Genomic DNA, 21,559 nt, shown 5'->3' on the forward strand with positions numbered 1-21,559 from the left:
TCACAATATTTGCTAAAACTAGAATGCTAAAAATAAATTAAAGGGCATTTATGTTTGGGGCATTCAAATTTACTACAAAAGTCACAATAGCAGCGTCTGTTGTACTCGTTTTGGTATTAGGGTTATTCACTGTAAATAACTACTTTACCTTAAAAAACCAAACACAAAATCAGCTTGCTCTCGTGTTGCAACAAAACTCAGAATCTGTTTCTCAAAATATAGCTAGCTGGTTAAATGCAAAGCTGGCCATTGTTAGCGCGTTTGCTAAAACCCACCAACCATCAGATCCAAATACGCTTACATTACTACAATTAAACACAGCAGGGTTAGCAGGTAGTTTTAAAAACACCTATATTGGTCAATCTAACGGTAGTTTTATTTTAAATGATCAAAGCATCGTTTTACCGCCAGATTTTGATGCAACATCACGTCCTTGGTATAAGCTAGTCGAAAACAAAACCAATACTGCCTTTACTACTCCCTATATTGATGTAACAACTAACGAGTTAACTATATCTGCTGTTGTGCCTATAAACCAAAATGACCGATTTGTTGGTGTTGCTGGTGCTGATATTGATATGCAAACTGTGACAGAAATTATTAATAATATTGATTTTTTAGGGCTGGGTTATGGTTTTTTACTCGATGACAGCGGCCAAATATTAAGTCACCCACAAAGCAATGTTAACCTAAAAAATATCGCTGAGTTATTTGGCACCAAACCATTACTTAGTAGCGAGTTTGTTGAATATCAAATAGCTGGCGAAACTAAATTAGTTTCGTTTAATAAAATACGTGGTATTGAAAATGTTAATTGGTATTTAGGGGTTGTTATTGATCAACAAAAAGCATTTGCTAGTGTATCTAGTTTTGGTGAAACGGCATTTATTTACTTAATTGTGGGTACAATCGTAATTGTAATTTTAATGCAATTTTTACTTCGTTATTTAATGCGTCCAATGAATCGGTTAAATGACGCTATAAAAGATATTTCACAGGGAGAAGGTGATTTAACACGTCGTTTAGAGATAGAAAATGACGATGAGTTTGGTGAACTCAGCCATTCATTCAATGTGTTTATTGAAAAAATTCAATCATCAATCGAACAAGTTAAAGATACAACAATACTTCTTGATGACGTAATAGCCAGTCTGTTATCACAAACACATTCTTCACTTGCTATGTATGACGATCAAAGTATGCGTACTGATAGCGTTGCAGCTGCAATTAATCAATTTACAGGGATGACATCAGATATATTCAATAGTGCGTCTGACGCATCAACACTTGCAAAAGATGCGAATAAGCACTCTACACAAAACCAGGAAATATTAAGCACTAATGTAGCAGGGATCCATGAGCTATCTGCCAATATAGTGCAAGCTCAACAAACTATTAATAGCTTAAATGAACATACAGAAAGCATTGGTAATGTTTTAGAAGTGATTAAAGGCGTGAGTGAACAAACCAACTTACTTGCATTGAATGCAGCTATTGAAGCAGCTCGCGCAGGTGAAGCAGGGCGTGGTTTTGCAGTAGTGGCAGATGAAGTTCGACAATTAGCTCATCGCACCAAAGAATCAACGCAAGAGATTGAAGAAACAGTCATAGAATTGCAAAAAGGGTCAACTTTGGCTGTGGAGTTAATGAAAACAAGTTTACAAGGCAGTGAAAAAAGCGTGTCAGAAGCTGATGCAGTTGGAAAATTAATGCAGCAAGTTATAGAAGATATAAAACAAATAAGTGCTGCCAATCATACCGTTGCAGACGCTACAGAAGAGCAAAATCAAGTTGTTAAATCATTAGATGCAGATATACAAACTATCAGTGAACTATCTATTCAAAGTAAAACCAACCTAAATAATACTCTGAACGAATGTACAAAACTGAGACAACAATTCGGTGATTTAGAACAAATGGTCCAAAAGTTTAAAGTATAGATATGGAAGAGGAAAAATTAGCTAAGTCAAATTGGCGCAATTTAATTAACATAGATAGCGTTTACAATTCGGACAGGCAACGCCAAGCACTTTCATTATTTACAATGATAGCCTTTGCTATTCTTATATTGGGTTTTTTACTTCTATCTAATTATGATGTGTATTCGCCCATCTTAAGTGTGGCTTTGCTCGTTGCTAATATGACGATCATTGCCTGCACTGTTTACTTCTTCAAAACCGGTAAGCTAGAGGTTGTGTCTTTAATAACCATGCTAATCATTTTTATTATGTGTATTGCGCTTATTTACACAGGTGGTAAAGAGAACACAGCGCTGTATTGGCTCATGTTTTATCCAGTTGTTACCTTTGCTACTCTCGGTGTTAAATTAGGGTTATGGCTTAGTGGGTTTTTATTGGTCTGCTGTTTAGGGCTATTATACGGCCCTAATTTTGGGCAGGTCGATTACGGTTTTGTAGAAAAATCACGTTTTATGGCTTCGTTTAGTTTGGTGTTTATTTTTTCGTTGATTGGTGAATTTTTTAGATATAAAAGCCATCAATCTATTGCTGAAATAACTTTGGCACAAAAAAAGGATGCGTATACCGATCAGCTAACAGGGGCTGCCAATAGGCGTTTTGTGACATCTCATTTTTTTAAGCTGGTTAGCGATAATCCCGATAATTATTTACCGTTCTCAATTTTACTTTTGGACTTAGATCACTTTAAATCTATCAATGATAACTATGGTCATGATAGTGGTGATACTGTCCTAATAGAATTTACTAAAATGCTGGAGTTACACTTCAGTAGCGATTCAATAAAAGCGCGTTATGGTGGTGAAGAGTTTGTGGTTATTCTCCCAAAAGCGACTATTCAAATTGCAGAGCACATTGCTAACAACTTTAGAGAAAGTGTCGCCAATACAACACTTTTGAATGTTGAAAGTAAAAACGTAGCACTTACCTGTAGCATAGGTGTAGCACAAGTAAATAAACTATCAGATTACAATGATGCTTTAAAACAAGCCGATCGATGCCTTTATAAAGCAAAGGAATCGGGTCGAAATAAAGTTGTTTCAGCTTTTATGTAGGAGTTGTTATGTTTCAAAGTAAGTTAATTTATATACACGATCCAATGTGTAGTTGGTGTTGGGGCTATGCACCTACGTGGCTAAAATTAAAAGAACAACTTGAGCATAAAATTATTGTTGAATATAAAGTGGGCGGCTTAGCTGCCGATAGTCAGCAGCCTATGCCAAAAGCAATGAAAGAAATGCTTGAAGATACGTGGCACAAAATACAAAAGCAGTTAGGTACCCAGTTTAATCATGACTTTTGGCGTAATTGCGAACCTCGACGTTCTACTTACCCGGCTTGTAGAGCAGCTCTGATCGCACGTAAAACCAATAAAGAAGCGCAAATGATAGAAGCAATCCAACATGCTTACTATTTAAATGCGCAAAACCCTTCTGATGAAGCCACCTTGGTAGCGCTCGCTAAAAGCATTGGTCTAGATGAAGAGGGATTTGCAAATGAATTAGTTAGTTCATCATTAAATAATGAATTGAGTGACGAGTTGGCATTTGTTAATGCGTTGCCTATTAATGGCTTTCCTTCCTTGGTACTTATTCATAACAACAGCTACTATCCTATTGGCGTTAATTACACTGATTGGCAAAGTACTTACAGCCAAATTTTAAATATTATTGATTAGGCAGCGTTAATTTTAACGCCTCGACCGTCTTTATTCTGCTATAAGTCCTAATTATGACAGCTGTCATAAAAGCGACTTTTTTGCGCAACATCCTTGTCATCTTTTATCTATAAACTTCCCTTCATTGAATTATTCAAGCCACTAAAGCTCTATTTATTGGCTTGAAATACAACCTAGCAAATCCGCTAATTAACGAGTAAAGGTGTATGCGATGAAAGGCGTTAAACCATTAATCTTAGCTGGTATTGTTGCCGCAAGTGCAGCAGTACACGCTAACGATTTAGATAAGGTTATTGATAAAAGCAGCGAAATTAATAAATCAGCTGCGCAATCACAAACAAAAATAGACAAGATTGCAGATTCAATGCAAGGACGTTTACAGCAATTTAAAACGCTCAATAAAGAGATTGACGGTTTAGCTGTTTATAACGCGCAGTTAAATAAACAGCTTAATAATCAAATTGAAGAAATGGAATCGCTTAACCTATCAATGGATCAGGTTTCTATTATTGAGCGCCAAATTACACCACTTATGATGCGAATGATCACAGGTCTTGAGCAGTTTGTATCGTTAGACATTCCCTTTTTGCAAGACGAGCGCGCTAAGCGTTTAGTATCACTGAAAGCCATGATGGACCGCGCTGATATCACCTCGAGTGAAAAATTTCGTCGTGTGCTAGAAGCTTACCAAGTAGAGGTAGATTACGGGCGCACAATTGAAGCTTACACCGCATTGTTAGATGTAAACGGTAAAGAGCGTGAAGTTGACTTTTTACGCATTGGCCGATTAGAGCTGATTTACCTAACACGTGATGGTAAACACGCTGGTAGCTACAACACAGAGACTAAAACATTTGAAACATTACCAGATTCAACAATTAGTCAAATCAATAAAGGTTTACGTATTGCGCGCAAGCAACTTGCCCCAGATATGCTAACTCTGCCAGTACACGCAGCAGAATAAGAGGTTAAAAATGAAATTGTTTACTCAAATGACAAAAATGGCATTGTTTGTTACAAGCCTCGGTTTTGCAGGCGTTAGCACTGCGGCAGAAACAATGGATCTTGATTCATTATTAAAAACATTAGAAAACGGCAAGACCGTTCAAAGTGCGCAAAATAAACAACGAGAGCAGGAGTTTACTTCTCGCCAAAACCAGCAAGTTCAAATGTTAAATGATACAACTGCAAAGCGTAACCAAATGCTTGTTGAATCAGAGCGCCTTGAAACACAATTTGAAGAAAACGAAGTTAAACTAGCAAACTTAACCGATACCTTATCTAAGCGAATGGGATCACTTAAAGAGTTATTTGGGGTATTACAGCAAGTCGCTGGGGACTCTAGCAATAAGTTTGCTACTTCGGTTGTATCAGCAGAATTACCGGGCCGTAGTGACTTTATGGACGAGTTAGCTCAAAAAATGGGTTCAACGTCTAAGCTTGCTTCAATAGAAGATATTGAAAAGGTGTGGTACGAGCTGCAACGTGAAATGACTGAGCAAGGTAAAGTCAGTCGCTTTAATACTTCAGTTATTGTTGAAGGTGGAAATAAAGCAGAGCAAGAAGTTGTTCGTGTTGGTGCCTTTAACTTAATTTCACAGGGTCAATACTTAGAATATAACCCAGGAACAAACACGCTGAGCGCGCTTACTCGCCAACCAGTGTCTCGTTATACCGCTACAGCTGCTGACTTACAAGATGCTAAAAGTGGTGTTGTACAGTTTGCATTAGACCCAACAGGAGGCTCTATTTTAGGTTTACTTGTTCAAGCACCAGATACATCAGAGCAAGTTCATCAAGGTGGTGCTGTTGGTTATGTCATTTTAGGTGTTGGTTTGCTTGCTTTATTAATTGCAATTGAGCGCTTTATTTCATTGTTACTTGTTGGTGGAAAAATTCGTCGCCAATTAAAAGATTCAGTAGCACGTGACGACAATCCGCTAGGTCGTGTAATGAAAGTAAAAGACGACTACCCACATGTTGCTTACGACACGTTAGAGCTTAAATTAAGTGAAGCAATTTTACGTGAAATGCCAAAAATCACACGTAACTTAACGCTTATAAAAATCATCTCTGTTGTTGCCCCATTACTTGGCTTGCTAGGTACAGTTACCGGTATGATCAACACGTTCCAAGCAATCACCTTATTTGGTACTGGCGACCCTAAACTAATGGCTGGTGGTATTTCTCAGGCACTAGTTACGACCGTACTTGGCTTAGTTGTGGCAATCCCAACAGTGTTTATATACACATTACTAAACACGCGTTCAAAAGGCTTACTGCTTATTTTACAAGAGCAAAGCGCAGGTATTATTGCTGAGCGAAGCGAGAAGGGAGAATAAACCATGGTGCTATTGATTGACTCAATCAATGCTATCCGTGATTTTCTCGACACCGGTGGCCAAGTCCTCTTGGTCATTGGGGTGTTAATCTTCGCGATGTGGTTATTGATACTCGAGCGATTTATATACTTTTTCAACGGGTTTCGCGGATACAAAAATAGCATTAAAGGAACATGGTCAACGCGTAACGAACGCAATAGTTGGAATGCTGAGCAAATACGCCAAGCTATGATTTCGCGAGCAAGTATGCGTTTAAATGCAAACCTTCCGCTTATCAATGTCATGGTGGCTTTGTGTCCACTACTTGGGTTGCTTGGCACAGTAACGGGCATGATTGAAGTGTTTGATGTAATGGCTATAACAGGCACCGGGAGTGCGCGTTCAATGGCGTCAGGTGTATCTAAAGCCACAATCCCGACAATGGCGGGTATGGTAGGGGCATTATCTGGTGTATTTGCCTCAACGTACTTACAACGTAAAGCCAAACGTGAAGTAGAACTACTTGAAGATAGCATGTTGCTAGATCACTAAATAAGTTTTATGAGCGGCTAAACATACCCGCTCATATCAGGAGAATAAAAATGAGAGCGCCTTTAGGTAATTTAATGCAAGAAGATGAAGCTGAAGAAATAAACATGACACCCATGCTAGATGTTGTATTTATTATGCTTATCTTCTTTATTGTAACAGCTTCATTTGTTAAAGAAGCAGGCATTGACGTAAACCGGCCAGAAGCCGCAACGGCGGTTAAAAAAGAAAGAGCCAATATCTTAGTTGCTATTTCAGATAAGGGTGAAATTTGGATTAACAAACGCCAAATAGATGTTCGCGCAGTGCAGGCGAATATTGAACGCTTAAAAGCTGAAAACCCACAAGGTAGCGTTGTAATTCAAGCCGATAAAAAAGCAACCACCGATACGTTAATTAAAGTAATGGATGCCGCACGCGCTGCAGGTGTGTTTGATGTTTCAATTGCGGCTCAAGAAGCGTAAGGGTAAGTAATGCGTTATTTAGTAGCATTAATTGTTGCCGGTGTAGTCACGTTTATGCTGTTTTTGGGCATGCAAGCACTTATAACCGGCGGTGAAGGGGCAATGAGCGAACCAGCTAAAGGTAATGTACTTGATTTTGTTCGTTTGAAAAAAGAAGAAAGTGTTCAAAAGAAAGAGCGTAAACCACAAAAGCCACCTACGCCAAAAGAGCCGCCACCACCAATGGAGTCGCCACAAATGCAAAGTAGTGATGCTAATGCCAACGCTAACAACTTTGACTTTGGTGCTAATGTTGATGCCGAGGTGAACCTGGCGGGTGGATTAGCACTGGAAACGAGCGATGGCGAATATTTACCCATTGTAAAAGTTGCACCAGTTTATCCGCGTCGAGCGCTATCACGCGGTATTGAAGGGTATGTGATTGTTGAATTTACAGTGACAAAGCAAGGTACCGTTCGCGACCCGCAAGTATTAAAAGCAGAGCCTGAGTCGTTATTTGATCGGGCTGCAATGGACGCTGCTCTCAAATTTAAATATAAACCGCGTGTTGTCAACGGTGAAGCTGTTGAAGTAGCGGGTGTTCAGAACAAAATATCTTTTCAAATTGGCGGATAGTAGCTAACTAGAAAAGACCGTGAGGCGATTATGAAATTATTAACCAAAACTAAACTTTTAAAAGTAACACTACTTTGTACCACTGCGATAGGGTTCAGTATTGTTACACCCAGTGCACTAACGTTGTTACCTGGCGTATCAATCGTAAGTGCTCAAGCGGCGCAGGAGCAAAAAACAAAACGCGTTCCTGCGCTTCGTGAAAAAGTATACAGCCAACTGGCTCGCGCACAAAAATTGGCAGACGATGGCGATGTAAAAGCCGGACTTGAAGCGCTCGATAGCATTAATGAACGTTCTTCAAGTATGAATTCGTACGAAATAGCCATGATGCATAATTTTTACGGGTTCATTTACTACAATCAAAATGACTTACCAAAAGCGATAGCTTCATTTGAACGCGTTGTGGCAGAAGAAGGGATCCCTGAAACATTGCGTTTAAGCACCACTTTTAGTTTAGCGCAGCTTGCAATGGCAAACAGTGATTACGATAAAGTCATTGCCTTTTTGGATAACTGGGATGAGATTAACACTCAACCAATACCTGAAGGGTATTACTTACTTCGTGCACAAACGTATTACCAGTTAAAAGACTATAAGCAAGGCCTAGACTACATCACTAAAGTTATTTCATTAAGTGATGACGAAGGTAAAACCCCAAAAGAAAACTGGCTTGTATTACAGCGCGCTATGTTTTATTCACTAAATCAAACTAACAAAGTGGTTGAAGTGCTTGAACGCATGGTTAAGCTTTATGATAAACCAGAATACTGGGTACAGCTTTCGGGTATGTATGGTGAAACAGGGCAAGAGAAAAAGCAATTAGCTGTTATTGAAGCTGCCTATCAGCAAGGGTTTTTAACATCAAGAGCCGACTTACGCCAACTTGCTCAAGTTTACTTATACAATGGACTTGCTTTTAAAGCGGCAGAAGTTATGAGTAAAGCAATAGATAATGGCATTGCCGAACAAACAGCTAAAAACTATGCGTTTGTAGCCGAGGCGATGATCCAAGCAAAAGAAGATGAAAAATCGATAGAGTATTTTGTTAAAGCTGCCGATTTATCAGATCATGGGCAATACGATCAGCGTTTAGCTGAGGTGTATGTTAATACAGAGCACTATGAAGATGCTGCCGATTCAGCGCGTAAAGCGCTTGATAAAGGCGGACTTGATTTTGAGTCAAATGCCTTTGTTGCACTGGGTATGGCGCAGTACAATTTGCAAAATTTCGATGCGTCTATTTTAGCGTTTGAACAAGCTGAAAAACACAAAAAATCACAGCGTTTGGCTAAGCAATGGATTAAGTATGTTAAACGTGAAAAAGTACATGCTGAAACGTTAAGAACCGCTTTGCTTTAAATTTTAAACCAACAAGTCACTACTTCGTTGGTGCTTGTAATATCAATTTCATAATCGCACTACGCAAGCCGGCTCAATAATAATTGAGTCGGCTTTTTTATTGCTTTAGCAATTAAGTTGTTGAATTTTAACAGCATAGTTTTGTCATGTTATGTTTATTAAAGTGTAACTCCAGTGTCATATAGCTCCCGTAAGGTAAGCCCTGCTGATAACTCAAGTGACCTTAACGCATTATTAAGTGCTTTAAAGTGACTTGAGTTTTTATAAAGCGCTAACAAAATAATTAAATACTTTAACGGAGTGAACAATGAAATTATCTGACTTATTCAAAGTTAGTTTGATTGCAACTGCAGTATCTTTAGCGGGTTGTGGTGGTGACTTAGTAGTATCTGAAGGCGACACAACAATTAACGAAGGCGATACAATAACAAACGTTGTTGAAGGCGGCTCAGACACAGGCGGTGAAACGTCATCTCGTGATGATTCACAAAACGGCACAACTGGTTTCCCTACTACTATTGATAACGCATTTGTTCAAGGCTTAGCCACAGACGTATCAAGCGAATTTCCGGAAATTACTGATAAGCCAGTGTATCGCTTAACAGCAGATACAACGTTCACTACCGATGCAACACTTACAAACGACGCGCATTGGATTGTAAATGGTCGTACAGCAGTAGGTAATGACCGTGCAGATAACGCAAAGCTTTATATTCAACAAGGCACAACAATTATTGGTGAATCTGGCGATGACTTTTTAGTTGTTCGTCGTGGTTCACAGCTTGAGTCGGTTGGTACAGTAAGCCAGCCAATTACTATGACCTCTATTCAAGATGTAACGGGTGGTGAAACAGCCATTGGTCAATGGGGTGGTTTAGTATTACTAGGTAATGCACCTGCTAACTCATGTGGCGATCAACAAGGTGAAGCAACAGCCGACGAGCTAGCTAACTGTGGTGTATCTGCTGAAGGTGACGCAGGCCAGTTTGGTGGCGATGTTGCAGATGATAACTCAGGTACATTAAAGTACTTAATCGTTAAGCAAGCAGGTAAAACTCTGGGTAATGGCGATGAGCTAAACGGTATTTCGTTTGCCGGTGTGGGTTCTGCAACAACTGTTGATTACATTCAAGTACACGAAAACCTTGATGACGGTATCGAGTTTTTCGGTGGTACAGTTGATGTAAGCAATGTTGTATTAACCAGCATTGGTGATGATTCACTTGATTGGTCGTTCGGTTGGACAGGCTCTGCAACTAACGTATACATTCAACAAGCTGCAAACGTGGGCGATAATGCGATTGAAGCTGATAACTCTGAGTTTGATTCAAGTGCAACACCACTTACAATGCCAACTGTTTCAAACGTAACAATTGTAGGTGCTGAAGGTAACAACGGTATTCGTTTACGTGCAGGTACTGCGGGCGCATTAAGTAATGTATTCGTAACGGGTCCAGCTACTTATGAAAATTGTTTACGTGTGGGTTCAGACTCTGTACCACGCGCAGAAGATGGTACATTAACTATTACTAATTCAGTTGTTGCATGTCAAACAACAGCTAACAACTTTGGTAGTGAAGCGATTAATGGCGGCGATGTTAAATCGTGGTTTGAAGCTCAAGACGGCAACCAAACGCTAACTCCAGCAGATTTAATGCTTGATGATAATGGTTACACACCACTGCCGGGTTCACCGCTTATTGCCAATGGGCAAGTTGGTGCATTTAATGGTACAACTAACTGGATGGAAGGTTGGACAGTAGGTATTAATGGTGGCTTCCCAACAGATATTTCAAATGCGTTGGAGCAGGGTTTAGCGACCAATGTATCAAGTGAATTTCCACAAATTACCGATAAGCCTGTTTACCGTTTAACACAAGATACAACATTTACAGCCGATGTAACGCTTACAAACGATGCGCATTGGATTTTAAATGGCCGTACTGCGGTAGGTAACGATCGCGCTGATGCAACTACACTTTACGTTCAAGCGGGCACTACGCTTATTGGTGAAACTGGTGACGATTTCTTAGTTGTTCGCCGTGGTTCACAAATCAACGCTAATGGTAATGCAACAGCACCTATCACTATGACATCTATTCAAGATGTAACGGGTGGCGAAACAAATATTGGCCAATGGGGTGGTTTAGTGTTACTTGGTAATGCTCCTGCTAACTCTTGTGGCGACCAACAAGGTGAGACTACTCCAGAAGAACTCGCTAACTGTGGTGTATCGGCAGAAGGTGATGCAGGTCAGTTTGGTGGTGATATCAGCGATGATAACTCAGGTGTTCTTCGTTACATTGTTGTAAAACATGCTGGTAAAACACTGGGTAATGGCGATGAGCTAAACGGTATTTCGTTTGCTGGTGTAGGTTCACAAACTAAGGTTGAATATATCCAGGTTCATCAAAACCTAGACGACGGTGTAGAGTTTTTTGGTGGTACAGTAAACGTACGTAACATTGTACTGACTGATATTGGCGATGACGCATTTGACTGGTCGTTTGGTTGGACAGGTCGTGCACAAAATATCTATATTCAACAAAGTGCTGTTGAAGGCGATAATGCCATTGAAGCTGATAACTCTGAATTTGATTCAAATGCAACGCCATTGACTAAGCCACTTATTTCTAACGTAACAATTGTAGGTGCAGATGGTACTAACGGTGTTCGTTTACGTGCAGGTACAGCGGGTGTGCTTCGTAATGTTGTTATCACTGGCCCAGATGGGTATTCAAACTGTTTACGTGTAGGTTCTGACTCGGTAGCTAATGCAGAATCGGGTGAGCTTTCTATTGAAAACTCAGTAGTAGCCTGTAATGAAGATAATAACTTCGGTAGCGAAGCAATTGCTGGTGGTAACGTTCAATCGTGGTTTGAAGGCCAAACAGGTAACCAAACACTCACGGCTGCAAACCTAAGCTTAGCAACTGATGGATATACACCTAAGTCGAGTTCACCTTTACTTGGTGCAGGTGTTGATACCTCTGGCCTTGATTCGTTCTTCACTAAAACCGATTACATTGGTGCGTTTGATGGTGATAATAACTGGATGGAAGGCTGGACCGTTGCTATTAAACCTAGCTTCCCAACAGATATCCAAAACGCTTTAGAGCAAGGGCTAGCAACAGATGTGTCTGCAAGTTTCCCAGCTATTACCGATAAGCCTGTTTATCAGTTAAATTCAGATGTGGTATTCACAGCTGATGTAACACTAACAAATGATGCACATTGGATCTTAAAAGGGCGTACAGCTGTTGGTAATGACCGCGCAGATAACACAACATTGTATGTTCAGTTTGGCACAACATTAATTGGTGAATCGGGTGATGACTTTTTAGTTGTTCGTCGTGGTTCAAAAATTGAGGCCGTAGGCACAGCAACTCAGCCTATCACCATGACATCTATTCAAGATGTAACGGGTGGCGAAACAACGATTGGCCAATGGGGCGGCTTAGTATTATTAGGTAATGCACCGGCTAACTCATGTGGCGACCAAGAAGGTGAAGCAACAGCTGATGAACTTGCAAACTGTGGTGTATCTGCTGAAGGTGATGCTGGCCAATTTGGTGGTAATGACCCAGAAGATAACTCAGGTACGTTAAAGTATGTTGCTGTAAAACAAGCGGGAAAAACGCTAGGTAATGGTGATGAACTTAACGGTATATCACTTGCTGGTGTAGGTAGCCAAACAGAGCTAGATTACATCCACGTTCATGAAAACCTAGATGACGGCGTAGAGTTCTTCGGTGGCACAGCAAACATCAGCCACTTAGTGCTTACAAATATTGGTGACGACTCTTTAGATTGGTCATTTGGTTGGACGGGTAAAGCGCAATACGTACTTATCAAACAATCAGGCTCTGAGGGCGATAACGCGATTGAAGCTGATAACTCTGAATTTGATTCAGATGCATCACCGCTTACTATGCCTACTATCTCTAATGTAACCATTATTGGTGACGCAGGCGTAAACGGTATTCGCTTACGTGCAGGTACTGCGGGCATACTTAAAAACGTAGTGGTAACCGGTGGCGCAGATTACGCAAACTGTTTACGTGTAGGTTCTGATTCAGCACCACGTGCCGAAGACGGTTCACTTACTATCACTCACTCAGTGGTTGCGTGTGAAACAGCTAACAACTTTGGTACTCAAGCAATTGGTGATGGCAATGTTGAGTCTTGGTTCTTAGGTCAAGCTGGTAACTCAGTGCAAACAGCTGCAAGCCTTGCACTAGCGAGTAACGGTTACATGCCTTCAAGTGAATCATTACTACTCGATGCAGGTTTTGATTCTTCTAGCCTAGATAGCTACTTTGATACAGTAGATTACATTGGTGCAATGGATGCACAAACAGACTGGACAGCGGGTTGGGTAAAAGTAGGTCTTTAACCTTAAACGCTTTAGGCCGGGCGAAAGCCCGGCTAATGTCTTGTTTTGTTTCGGAGTATAAAAATGAATTCTTATAAACCCTCTAAACTTGCCTTATCAACATTAAATTGCGCCGTTTTGGCTGCACTATTTGGTTGGTCGGTAAATACTGCTTCTGCAGAAGCCGACATTCAAGAGCAAGAAATAGAAGAAGTGGTTGCAGTAGGGCAACGACTCAAAGGGAGCGCAGGTGCAGTACTGCAAGAACGCCAAAATCAGGCGTTTGTTGCTGATATTATGGGTGCCGACCAAATTTCACGCACCGGCGATGGTGATGCTGCATCGGCTCTTCGCCGTGTAACAGGCTTAACCTTAGTTGACGGTAAATTTATATATGTGCGTGGTTTAGGTGAGCGTTACTCAAGTACACAATTAAATAGCATGTATGTACCAAGCCCCGATCCTACTCGCTCGGTTGTGCCACTCGATTTATTTCCATCTGAAATAATCGAAAGCTTAAGTGTACAAAAATCATTTTCACCAGATATGCCTGCGCATTTTGGTGGTGGTAATGTAAACATTCGTACCAAGTCTATTCCGTCTGACTTTTTATTTAAAGTACAAGTAGGCTCATCGTATAACACGTCAAATAGTGATTCTGGCTACTTTTACGAAGGCGGTGATGATGATTGGATGGGCCGTGATGATGGCACACGTGCGCTATCTAATGTATTTACTACAGCACTTACCAGCGACGCAGGCCTTGAAGGCAATATTAATTCTACGCTTGAAGAGCGTAAAAACCTTATTCAATCGCTTGATTGGAATGTAGGCATTAGCAAGGAAGATGTTGACCCAGCTATGAGCTTTTCTGTTGCTGTGGGCGACAGACTAGAAAGCGAAATAGGCACCTTTGGCATGCTTGCGGCTGTTTCTTATGACAACGAATGGGAAGTTGTTCAAGAACAAAGTGGTTCAAGCCTAGGTAGTTTGGGTTGTGAGAACAAATGTTTTGCACAATATTACGATGGTACATCGACTAAACAAAATGTTCGCTGGAGCGGAACGTTAAACCTTGGCTATGAGTTTAACTCAAACCATCGATTTGAGCTGACTAACATTGCGTTACACGACATGAGCGATCGGGTTCGTAATCGTAACTATTACGATGCCAATGAAACCGAAGAGGGTGTTACTGAGCTTCGCCGTGTTGATATTAGCTACGAAGAACGTGAAATGTTTTCTTCTCAGCTTAAAGGCACGCATAACTTTCCAGAGCTAAATAATTTATTTTTTGATTGGTATGGTGGCTTAAGTAGAGCTAACCGCAACGCACCAGGCGGTTTAGATGTTGTTTTTCAACAAAACTATAACGACGGTGTATTTGAGTCAGAGCAGCTTCAAGATGTTGCAGCAACTAATATTACGCGTGAATACCAGGTACTTCACGATGACGTAGAAACATTTGGTTGGAACATGGGGTTACCTTTTTATGGGGACGGCTACGAGCTCGAACTTAAAATTGGCGGTGACTTTTCAGAAAAAAAACGTGATGCAAGCAATGTTAAATTTGGCATAACGCACCGTGGTATAAGCGATGAGTTTACGTTTGGTAATAACATTAGCGATATTTTTGCTGATGCAAACACATCAAACGACGCGTTTTACACAAGTGCTACGGGTTCAGGTATTTTTGATGATGGTACAACTGACGGTGACAAATACAGTGCAGCGCATAAGTTAGATGCTTATTACTTTATGGCTGACTACTTTTTTGAAAATACATGGCGTATTACTGGCGGTGTTCGCTGGGAAGATTTCAAACAAGTATCAATTGGTTATCAGGCACATTCAAACTTATTCGAAAACACGCTTGAAGAAATTCAAGACGTTGTCATTAACGAAGATACTTTTTTTCCATCACTTGCTGTTACGTACATCATGGATGAAGAAATGCAGTTTCGTTTAAACGTGAGCGAAACCACCATTCGCCCAGACTTACGTGATGTAAGTACCTCGTTTTTTGTTGATCCGCTAACTGAGTTTTTGGTTCGTGGTTCGCCTAGCTTGCAAAGCTCTGAGCTAACGAATATTGATTTTAGGTTTGAGTGGTACATGCCAACAGGGAATAACCTGTCAGTTGCATTGTTTTACAAGGACATAGAAAACCCAATTGAAATGGTAGAACTTGCAGGTGTAGGTGGTGCGTCTCCGCAATTACTTACGGCTAATGCGCAGTCGGGTAAGCTATCAGGTATTGAGGTAGATTTTTTAACTGACTTTGGTTTTATTAATAAAGATTGGTCCTCTGCATTTTTGTCGGGTAACGTAACGCTATCTGATTCGAGCGTCAATTTAGGTATAAATGACTCAGATAATGTTGATTCATTATTTGAAACGCAACTTAAAGAAGCACTCGAAGCCGATACCGTTTCAAATATTGTTACTAACAACAAACGCCGTTTAGTAGGCCACTCTGAATGGGTTGCTAACTTACAAATGGGTTACGATTCAGATGACGGTTTTCATTCAACATCGGTTATTTACAATGTGTTTGGGCCGCGAATTATCGTACCAGGTACGCGTGGAAATGAAGATGCTGAAGAAAAGTCATTTCACTCACTTGATTTAGTTTATTCTTACTTTCCTAACTTTAATTCTAAAGTTAATTTTAAAGTGAAGAATATTCTAGGCCAAGAAAAACAAATAGAGCAAGAAGGGTTAACCCTTTGGGGCCAAGAAACAGGCACCGAGTTTAGCTTAAGCTATAGTTATGAATTTTAGTTTTAGCTTGCGTTAAGCCTTGTACATTCACGCTATAAGCCCTGTATTAAATACAGGGCTTTTTTTATACCTTAATTACGCATGAAAAATTTTTAAGTTCTGTTTTATTAACTAGTTTTAGCCGTCTAGCAGTGTTAGTTTGTTAACTTGAAAATTGAATCTCACGCAATGAATTTAATTTTTAATGTATTAAGGCATCTTTTATGAACAAAACAGTGGATAAAACAATGAAAAAAGTAGGTTTAGTCGGTTGGCGTGGCATGGTTGGCTCTGTGTTATTAGAGCGTATGGAAAAGCAAAATGATTTTGCCAATATAGACACCACTTTTTTTACTACCTCACAAGCCGGACAACTTGGTCCTGATTTAGCGGGTGATGCTAAACCGCTACTTGATGCAAGCGATGTATCTGAACTTGCAAAAATGGATATTATTGTTACGTGTCAAGGGGGCGATTACACCAAAGCGGTTTACCCAAAGCTTCGTGAATCGGGGTGGGATGGTTACTGGATTGATGCTGCTTCTGCACTTCGTATGAGTGATGACAGCATTATTGTGCTTGACCCTGTAAATAAAGATGTCATTACTCAAGGTTTAGAGCAAGGCGTTAAAACCTTTGTTGGCGGTAACTGTACTGTGTCGTTAATGCTCCTAGCTTTAGGTGGTTTGTTTGAGAAAGACCTTATTGAATGGGTAAGCCCTATGACTTACCAAGCAGCCTCGGGTGCGGGTGCACGCAATATGAAAGAGCTGATTTCACAAATGGGCGCTATTCATTCAAGTGTTGCTCAGCAACTCGATAACCCAAGTTCAGCTATTTTAGAAATTGATAAAATAGTCAGTGAAAAAATGGCTTCAAGCGATTTACCACAAGATCAATTTGGCGTGCCATTAGCAGGTAGCTTGATCCCATGGATTGACGTGCCTATGCCAAGTGGACAATCAAAGGAAGAATGGAAAGCACAAGTTGAAGCTAACAAAATTTTAGGCTCTACCCAGCAGCCTGTACCTATTGATGGTTTATGTGTTCGTATTGGCGCAATGCGTTGTCATAGCCAAGCAATGACTATTAAATTACGCGAAGACATAAGCGTAGAGAAAATAGAAGAAATATTAGCATCGCACAACGAGTGGGTTAAAGTTATTCCTAACGAGCGTGACATTACAGCGACTGACTTAACACCGGTTAAAGTAACGGGCACATTAAGCATCCCTGTTGGGCGTATTCGTAAGCTTGCAATGGGGCCTAAATATATTAGTGCTTTCACAGTGGGCGATCAGCTTTTATGGGGTGCAGCAGAGCCACTTCGTCGTATGCTTCGCATTATTGTAGACGGTGAATAAATTTAATTCATGCCAGTGTATTAAAGCAATCTTTATTTTTAGACGCTGTTCAGAACTAAAATATATTTGCGCTAACACCTAATTAAGGAAGTTAGTAAAATGGGTTAGCTTACTGTTAACCCATTTTAGTTAATAGGTGTTGCATAAGCGACTTTATTCTTACCTTCGTGTTTTGCTACGTAAAGGGCTTTATCAGCTAGGTCTATTGCTTTATCTATAAGTGTGTTTGCACTTTTTATAATAACTACCCCAAAGCTAGCCGTTACTTCTATTTGTTGTGTATTATATTCAATAGGCCTACTGCAAAGTTGTGTACGTAGTGTTTCGGCAAATTGCTGTGTTTTTTGTTCTGAATCTCTGGCTATGAGTATTACAAATTCTTCTCCGCCTATACGAGCAAATATATCGTCTTTATTTAAACAGGCTCTTATGCGTTTAGTAGCTTGGATAAGCACTTCATCACCACCAGCATGTCCGTATTCATCATTTATGTTCTTAAACGAGTCTATATCCCAATATATTAGCGAAACGTGTTGTAGGCAGTTTAAGTGAGTTTGTAGTTTTTGTTCGCCAATTTCATAAAATCCACGTCTGTTTATACATTTAGTTAGCATATCGGTGGTGGCGAGTTTTTGCATTTCTTGGGCTAAGTCTGACGCCATTATAAAAATAATAAATACCGCCATACCAACATGTGCAGTAGGGACGGTAATAAAATTTATGAGTGTGTATAAATCTAGGTAAGTTTGATTTACTTGGCTGCCTTGCATAAGCGCTGTTGTGGCTGCAACAAATAAAAGTAAACCACATACGGTATAGGTAACAGCTGCGCCAATTTCAGCCGGAAGGGATTGCGGTTTATGTTTTATTATAACAATGGCACTTATAAACAGCAGCATTATATCGTAATATAAGTACAACGACATAGATAGTCCAACATGTAGATCGACTGCTTTAAAGTAGTAAACAGCAGCAAATGTTATAATGGCTAATGCGACTAAAAAGCGAATACTTATCGGACAGCGTGTACGTATACAATGCCCCCAAGTTCCTAGTAAAACAGACCCCATAGATAAGCTTATAGCTAACATCCAATAAGTAACCTCTGACTCAAAGTAGGGTCGTAATAATATTGTACTCCATTGACATGCCGAGCATATAAACGCGCCAGCCCAAAATAAAGCATATGATTTTTTACCTAATGTATACCATGCCATCAAAAATATAACGGACCAAATAATACTGGTAAGCAAAAGAGTAATTAAAATAAAGAAGATTGGGCTCATAGAATATTTGTTTTTGTTTGAGTTACTTTTTAATGTAGTAGAGGTTTCCTCATAATTCTAATAACTCCATGTATTTAACACGTTCCATTAGAAAATATTTAGTGCTAGTGCGTATCCACTTTCCATGAATTACTTTTTTGGAACAGCTTTTGCAATTTATATTGATTACATTGTTTTTAGCTCGGTTAAGCTGTTTTTTAGGTAGTTAGTTCTTTTACGTGTGTAACTTTTACTTATACCGAGTTACTAAGTTTTACCACAAGGACATAAAATGGCTTTTATTTTCAAACATACCCGAAATAAGTGGCTTTCTGTTGTAATAGCTACTGTTTTATTTTTAATTTTGCTAAGAGGTGCATTGCCTTATGCAGTGCAATATTACGTAAATCAGCAGCTTGAACAAACACAAGGGATCAAAGGGCATGTTGGCGATGTAGACTTATATTTATATCGCGGTGCTTACGCTATAGATAGCGTTAACATTTACGCTCTGGGAGCAACATCCGCTCCAAAACCATTATTAGCAGTGGATACACTTAATTTTTCACTTTCTTGGCCTGCGCTTTTAAAAGGAAATTTAGTAACTAACATGCAATTTACCCATCCTGAAATTGTTGTTTACGACAAAGCCCCTAATAAAATGGAGCAAAACAAACAAGTTAAAAACGAAACAACCTGGATTGGGCTTGCTAATAATTTAGTCCCTTTTTCAATTGATACATTAATTATTGATAACGGTAAGGTTTCATTAGTTAATGCCACCCGCGAGGGTGATAAACCTACCTATATCTCAAATATTAATGCAGAGATTAAAAACATAACCAATGCTCAAAACCTTACAAAAACCTTAGTGACTTCGTTAAACGTTGAAGGGGATTTAATGGGCGAAGCTGCATTGTCTCTTAAAGGGCAATTAGACCCATTTAGTGAAAAAGCAAACTTTGACTTTAATGTAGAGGTTCAACGTTTTTCGGTTAAACACCTAGAAACGGTTTTTAAAGTGTACACCCCGTTTGACATTGAAGCAGGAGGCATTGATGGGGCAATGGAGCTTGCTGCAAAAGACAATGTTTTAAACGGCTATGCAAAGGCCGGTGTTTATAACTTGAGTGTTTTTTCGTGGCGTGAAGATATAGAAAAAGACGACGACGGACTGTTCACTGCTATTTTTGAAGGCAGCATAGATATACTCAGCGAATTACTTGAAAATGATGAATCTGAGTTAGTTGCTGCGCGTATACCGATCGACGGCACATTAAACAACACCGATATATCTACGTTTCAGGCAGTGGTATCAGTATTAAAAAATGCGTTTTTAGAGGCGTTTAAAATGGAAGTGGACGACGTCATCTCGTTTGAAACAGTAGAAAATACATCAGATGAGTAACAGGCTATTTGAGTTTTAAGCCCCACAAACATATTTTGTGAGGCTTAAACTGTTACTTTTTACTCAGCAATGTTTTTAACTCTGCTATTTGCGCTTGTAATTCGTTAACTTGTCCTTGTGTTGCAGGAAGCGAGTCGTTATCGGCCTGTTCTTCTCGTGCATTTCGGTGTTCTTCACCCATTACTTCTAAAATTGCGCCAACCATCATATTTAAAAATACAAAGGCGGTTAAAAATATAAAGGTCAGGTAGTAAATCCAGCTTAGCTCATACACCGCCATTGTTTCGTACATTATGGCCACTTTATAAGAACCCATTCTTTTGTGACAATCAATGGGTGAGTGAGTGACCCCCCCATATTACAACGCATCACAAAAGGAGATGAGGAATCTTTCTTCAAATTGCCACTGTCAACGTTGACACTCAAAAATATAGTCAAAAGAAATTATCTAAGCCCTAACTTCAGATCACCACATTAAGCATTTTTGTTGACAAATAACTAGGATATAATCCACGTAATTTAAATTACTCCAACCTTTTAGTAGATGTAAATGTACGAAAATTTAAAAATTAAGTTGAACAACCTTAAAAACAATAAAGCTTTTGAGCTAACGGTTGTAGCAGTAATAATCATTTCAGCCTTGGAAATAGGCGCTAAAACTTTTACGCTTCCCGATACCGCAATTTCAGCTACACATATACTTGATATATTGATAACTTTGTTTTTTTTGTTTGAAATTACAGTTCGTTTTGTTGCAGACGAAGATAAAAAGAACTTTTTCAAAAAAGGTTGGAATATTTTCGATACGCTCGTGGTAGCAATTAGTTTGATCCCAATAGATGACAGTGAAATGGCACTTTTGGCTAGATTAGTTCGTGTATTTAGAGTTTTAAGGATGGTATCTGTTGTTCCTGAATTACGGGTGCTTATTAACTCACTAATTAAAGCAATGCCTCAACTCGGTTATGTTATTTTATTAATGTTTATTATTTTTTATATATATGCTGCTATTGGAAGTTTTATATTTAACGAAATCAATCCTGTATTATGGGGAGATATCGCTATATCAATGCTGACACTTTTTCGAATAATGACGTTCGAGGACTGGACTGACATTCAATATGAAACTATGGAAGTTTACCCAATGTCATGGGTATTTTATTTATCATTTATATTTTTTACAGCGTTTGCATTTTTAAACATGGTTATTGGTATCGTAGTTAATGTTATGGAAGATGAGCACGCTAAGATGCGTCAAGAAAAACAAGAAGCCCTGAATAAGCCGACAATCGAGGATTTACATAAAGAAATTCTAGAATTAAAACAAATATTAAAGCGCAGTAGCAATGATTCTAAACCTTGATGTTAAATATGTTAGAGTTCCAATAATATTCTTTTTGAATTTATACCTTCGTTGATTTG

General features: G+C 39.4%; 15 protein-coding genes and 1 pseudogene. 14 read left to right on the top strand and 2 right to left on the bottom strand.

What is annotated here, in order from left to right; translation table 11 throughout:
• Positions 1 to 50 precede the first annotated feature (50 nt).
• From MTF67_RS05780 to asd, 12 genes are all read left to right on the top strand, one after another.
• The gene (locus MTF67_RS05780) at positions 51 to 1,940 is read left to right on the top strand and encodes a methyl-accepting chemotaxis protein (protein ID WP_248518962.1); all 1,890 of its coding nucleotides are present in this window, start codon (positions 51 to 53) and stop codon (positions 1,938 to 1,940) included.
• A gap of 2 nt (positions 1,941 to 1,942) precedes the next feature.
• On the top strand, positions 1,943 to 3,031 hold the full coding sequence (locus MTF67_RS05785; RefSeq protein WP_248518963.1) for a GGDEF domain-containing protein: 1,089 nt from the start codon (positions 1,943 to 1,945) through the stop codon (positions 3,029 to 3,031).
• 8 nt (positions 3,032 to 3,039) lie between these two features.
• Positions 3,040 to 3,654, top strand: a complete 615-nt coding sequence (locus tag MTF67_RS05790; protein ID WP_248518964.1) for a DsbA family protein — start codon at positions 3,040 to 3,042, stop codon at positions 3,652 to 3,654.
• Positions 3,655 to 3,865: 211 nt separating this feature from the next.
• Positions 3,866 to 4,618, top strand: coding sequence for a DUF3450 domain-containing protein (locus tag MTF67_RS05795; protein WP_006793478.1), 753 nt, complete (start codon positions 3,866 to 3,868; stop codon positions 4,616 to 4,618).
• A 10-nt stretch (positions 4,619 to 4,628) separates the two neighbouring features.
• Positions 4,629 to 5,996, top strand: a complete 1,368-nt coding sequence (locus MTF67_RS05800) for a MotA/TolQ/ExbB proton channel family protein (protein ID WP_006793479.1) — start codon at positions 4,629 to 4,631, stop codon at positions 5,994 to 5,996.
• 3 nt (positions 5,997 to 5,999) lie between these two features.
• The gene (locus MTF67_RS05805; RefSeq protein WP_006793480.1) at positions 6,000 to 6,527 is read left to right on the top strand and encodes a MotA/TolQ/ExbB proton channel family protein; all 528 of its coding nucleotides are present in this window, start codon (positions 6,000 to 6,002) and stop codon (positions 6,525 to 6,527) included.
• 50 nt (positions 6,528 to 6,577) lie between these two features.
• On the top strand, positions 6,578 to 6,988 hold the full coding sequence (locus tag MTF67_RS05810) for a biopolymer transporter ExbD (RefSeq protein WP_006793481.1): 411 nt from the start codon (positions 6,578 to 6,580) through the stop codon (positions 6,986 to 6,988).
• Positions 6,989 to 6,997: 9 nt separating this feature from the next.
• The gene (locus MTF67_RS05815) at positions 6,998 to 7,603 is read left to right on the top strand and encodes an energy transducer TonB (protein WP_006793482.1); all 606 of its coding nucleotides are present in this window, start codon (positions 6,998 to 7,000) and stop codon (positions 7,601 to 7,603) included.
• 30 nt (positions 7,604 to 7,633) lie between these two features.
• Positions 7,634 to 8,962: a CDC27 family protein gene (locus MTF67_RS05820; RefSeq protein ID WP_248518965.1), complete on the top strand. Its 1,329-nt coding sequence runs from the start codon at positions 7,634 to 7,636 to the stop codon at positions 8,960 to 8,962.
• A gap of 307 nt (positions 8,963 to 9,269) precedes the next feature.
• Positions 9,270 to 13,358: a hypothetical protein gene (locus MTF67_RS05825; protein WP_248518966.1), complete on the top strand. Its 4,089-nt coding sequence runs from the start codon at positions 9,270 to 9,272 to the stop codon at positions 13,356 to 13,358.
• Between the two features lie 63 nt (positions 13,359 to 13,421).
• Positions 13,422 to 16,121 carry a TonB-dependent receptor gene (locus MTF67_RS05830; protein ID WP_248518967.1) on the top strand — a complete coding sequence of 900 codons (2,700 nt, stop codon included), beginning with the start codon at positions 13,422 to 13,424 and terminating at the stop codon, positions 16,119 to 16,121.
• A gap of 203 nt (positions 16,122 to 16,324) precedes the next feature.
• A complete protein-coding gene (gene asd / locus MTF67_RS05835) occupies positions 16,325 to 17,464 on the top strand; it encodes an aspartate-semialdehyde dehydrogenase (RefSeq protein WP_039037362.1) in 1,140 nt (379 codons plus the stop codon).
• Between the two features lie 125 nt (positions 17,465 to 17,589).
• Here asd and MTF67_RS05840 read toward each other — a convergent pair whose 3' ends face one another.
• On the bottom strand, positions 17,590 to 18,555 hold the full coding sequence (locus MTF67_RS05840; RefSeq protein WP_235420611.1) for a GGDEF domain-containing protein: 966 nt from the start codon (positions 18,553 to 18,555) through the stop codon (positions 17,590 to 17,592).
• 466 nt (positions 18,556 to 19,021) lie between these two features.
• On the opposite strand from MTF67_RS05840, the gene MTF67_RS05845 reads away from it, so the two are divergent.
• Positions 19,022 to 20,137, top strand: coding sequence for a DUF748 domain-containing protein (locus MTF67_RS05845; RefSeq protein WP_039037360.1), 1,116 nt, complete (start codon positions 19,022 to 19,024; stop codon positions 20,135 to 20,137).
• Positions 20,138 to 20,189: 52 nt separating this feature from the next.
• On the opposite strand, the pseudogene MTF67_RS05850 reads toward MTF67_RS05845, so the two are convergent.
• Positions 20,190 to 20,432 (bottom strand): annotated as a pseudogene (locus MTF67_RS05850) (ion transporter); the annotation flags it as partial.
• A 255-nt stretch (positions 20,433 to 20,687) separates the two neighbouring features.
• On the opposite strand from MTF67_RS05850, the gene MTF67_RS05855 reads away from it, so the two are divergent.
• On the top strand, positions 20,688 to 21,500 hold the full coding sequence (locus MTF67_RS05855) for an ion transporter (RefSeq protein WP_248518968.1): 813 nt from the start codon (positions 20,688 to 20,690) through the stop codon (positions 21,498 to 21,500).
• The last annotated feature ends 59 nt before the right edge of the window (positions 21,501 to 21,559 follow it).

The organism is Pseudoalteromonas sp. 2CM32C, assembly GCF_023161925.1.
In the GTDB taxonomy this organism is placed as follows: Bacteria; Pseudomonadota; Gammaproteobacteria; order Enterobacterales; family Alteromonadaceae; genus Pseudoalteromonas; species Pseudoalteromonas marina.

Excerpts from the sequence above, each read along its gene's own strand:
- MTF67_RS05785 (WP_248518963.1), top strand. The coding sequence starts at position 1,943 with ATGGAAGAGGAAAAATTAGCTAAGTCAAATTGGCGCAATTTAATTAAC.
- asd (WP_039037362.1), top strand. The coding sequence starts at position 16,325 with ATGAACAAAACAGTGGATAAAACAATGAAAAAAGTAGGTTTAGTCGGT.
- MTF67_RS05845 (WP_039037360.1), top strand. The coding sequence starts at position 19,022 with ATGGCTTTTATTTTCAAACATACCCGAAATAAGTGGCTTTCTGTTGTA.
- MTF67_RS05805 (WP_006793480.1), top strand. The coding sequence starts at position 6,000 with ATGGTGCTATTGATTGACTCAATCAATGCTATCCGTGATTTTCTCGAC.
- MTF67_RS05855 (WP_248518968.1), top strand. The coding sequence starts at position 20,688 with ATGTACGAAAATTTAAAAATTAAGTTGAACAACCTTAAAAACAATAAA.
- MTF67_RS05795 (WP_006793478.1), top strand. The coding sequence starts at position 3,866 with ATGAAAGGCGTTAAACCATTAATCTTAGCTGGTATTGTTGCCGCAAGT.
- MTF67_RS05800 (WP_006793479.1), top strand. The coding sequence starts at position 4,629 with ATGAAATTGTTTACTCAAATGACAAAAATGGCATTGTTTGTTACAAGC.
- MTF67_RS05820 (WP_248518965.1), top strand. The coding sequence starts at position 7,634 with ATGAAATTATTAACCAAAACTAAACTTTTAAAAGTAACACTACTTTGT.
- MTF67_RS05825 (WP_248518966.1), top strand. The coding sequence starts at position 9,270 with ATGAAATTATCTGACTTATTCAAAGTTAGTTTGATTGCAACTGCAGTA.
- MTF67_RS05830 (WP_248518967.1), top strand. The coding sequence starts at position 13,422 with ATGAATTCTTATAAACCCTCTAAACTTGCCTTATCAACATTAAATTGC.
- MTF67_RS05810 (WP_006793481.1), top strand. The coding sequence starts at position 6,578 with ATGAGAGCGCCTTTAGGTAATTTAATGCAAGAAGATGAAGCTGAAGAA.
- MTF67_RS05840 (WP_235420611.1), bottom strand. The coding sequence starts at position 18,555 with ATGTTAGCTATAAGCTTATCTATGGGGTCTGTTTTACTAGGAACTTGG.
- MTF67_RS05790 (WP_248518964.1), top strand. The coding sequence starts at position 3,040 with ATGTTTCAAAGTAAGTTAATTTATATACACGATCCAATGTGTAGTTGG.
- MTF67_RS05815 (WP_006793482.1), top strand. The coding sequence starts at position 6,998 with ATGCGTTATTTAGTAGCATTAATTGTTGCCGGTGTAGTCACGTTTATG.
- MTF67_RS05780 (WP_248518962.1), top strand. The coding sequence starts at position 51 with ATGTTTGGGGCATTCAAATTTACTACAAAAGTCACAATAGCAGCGTCT.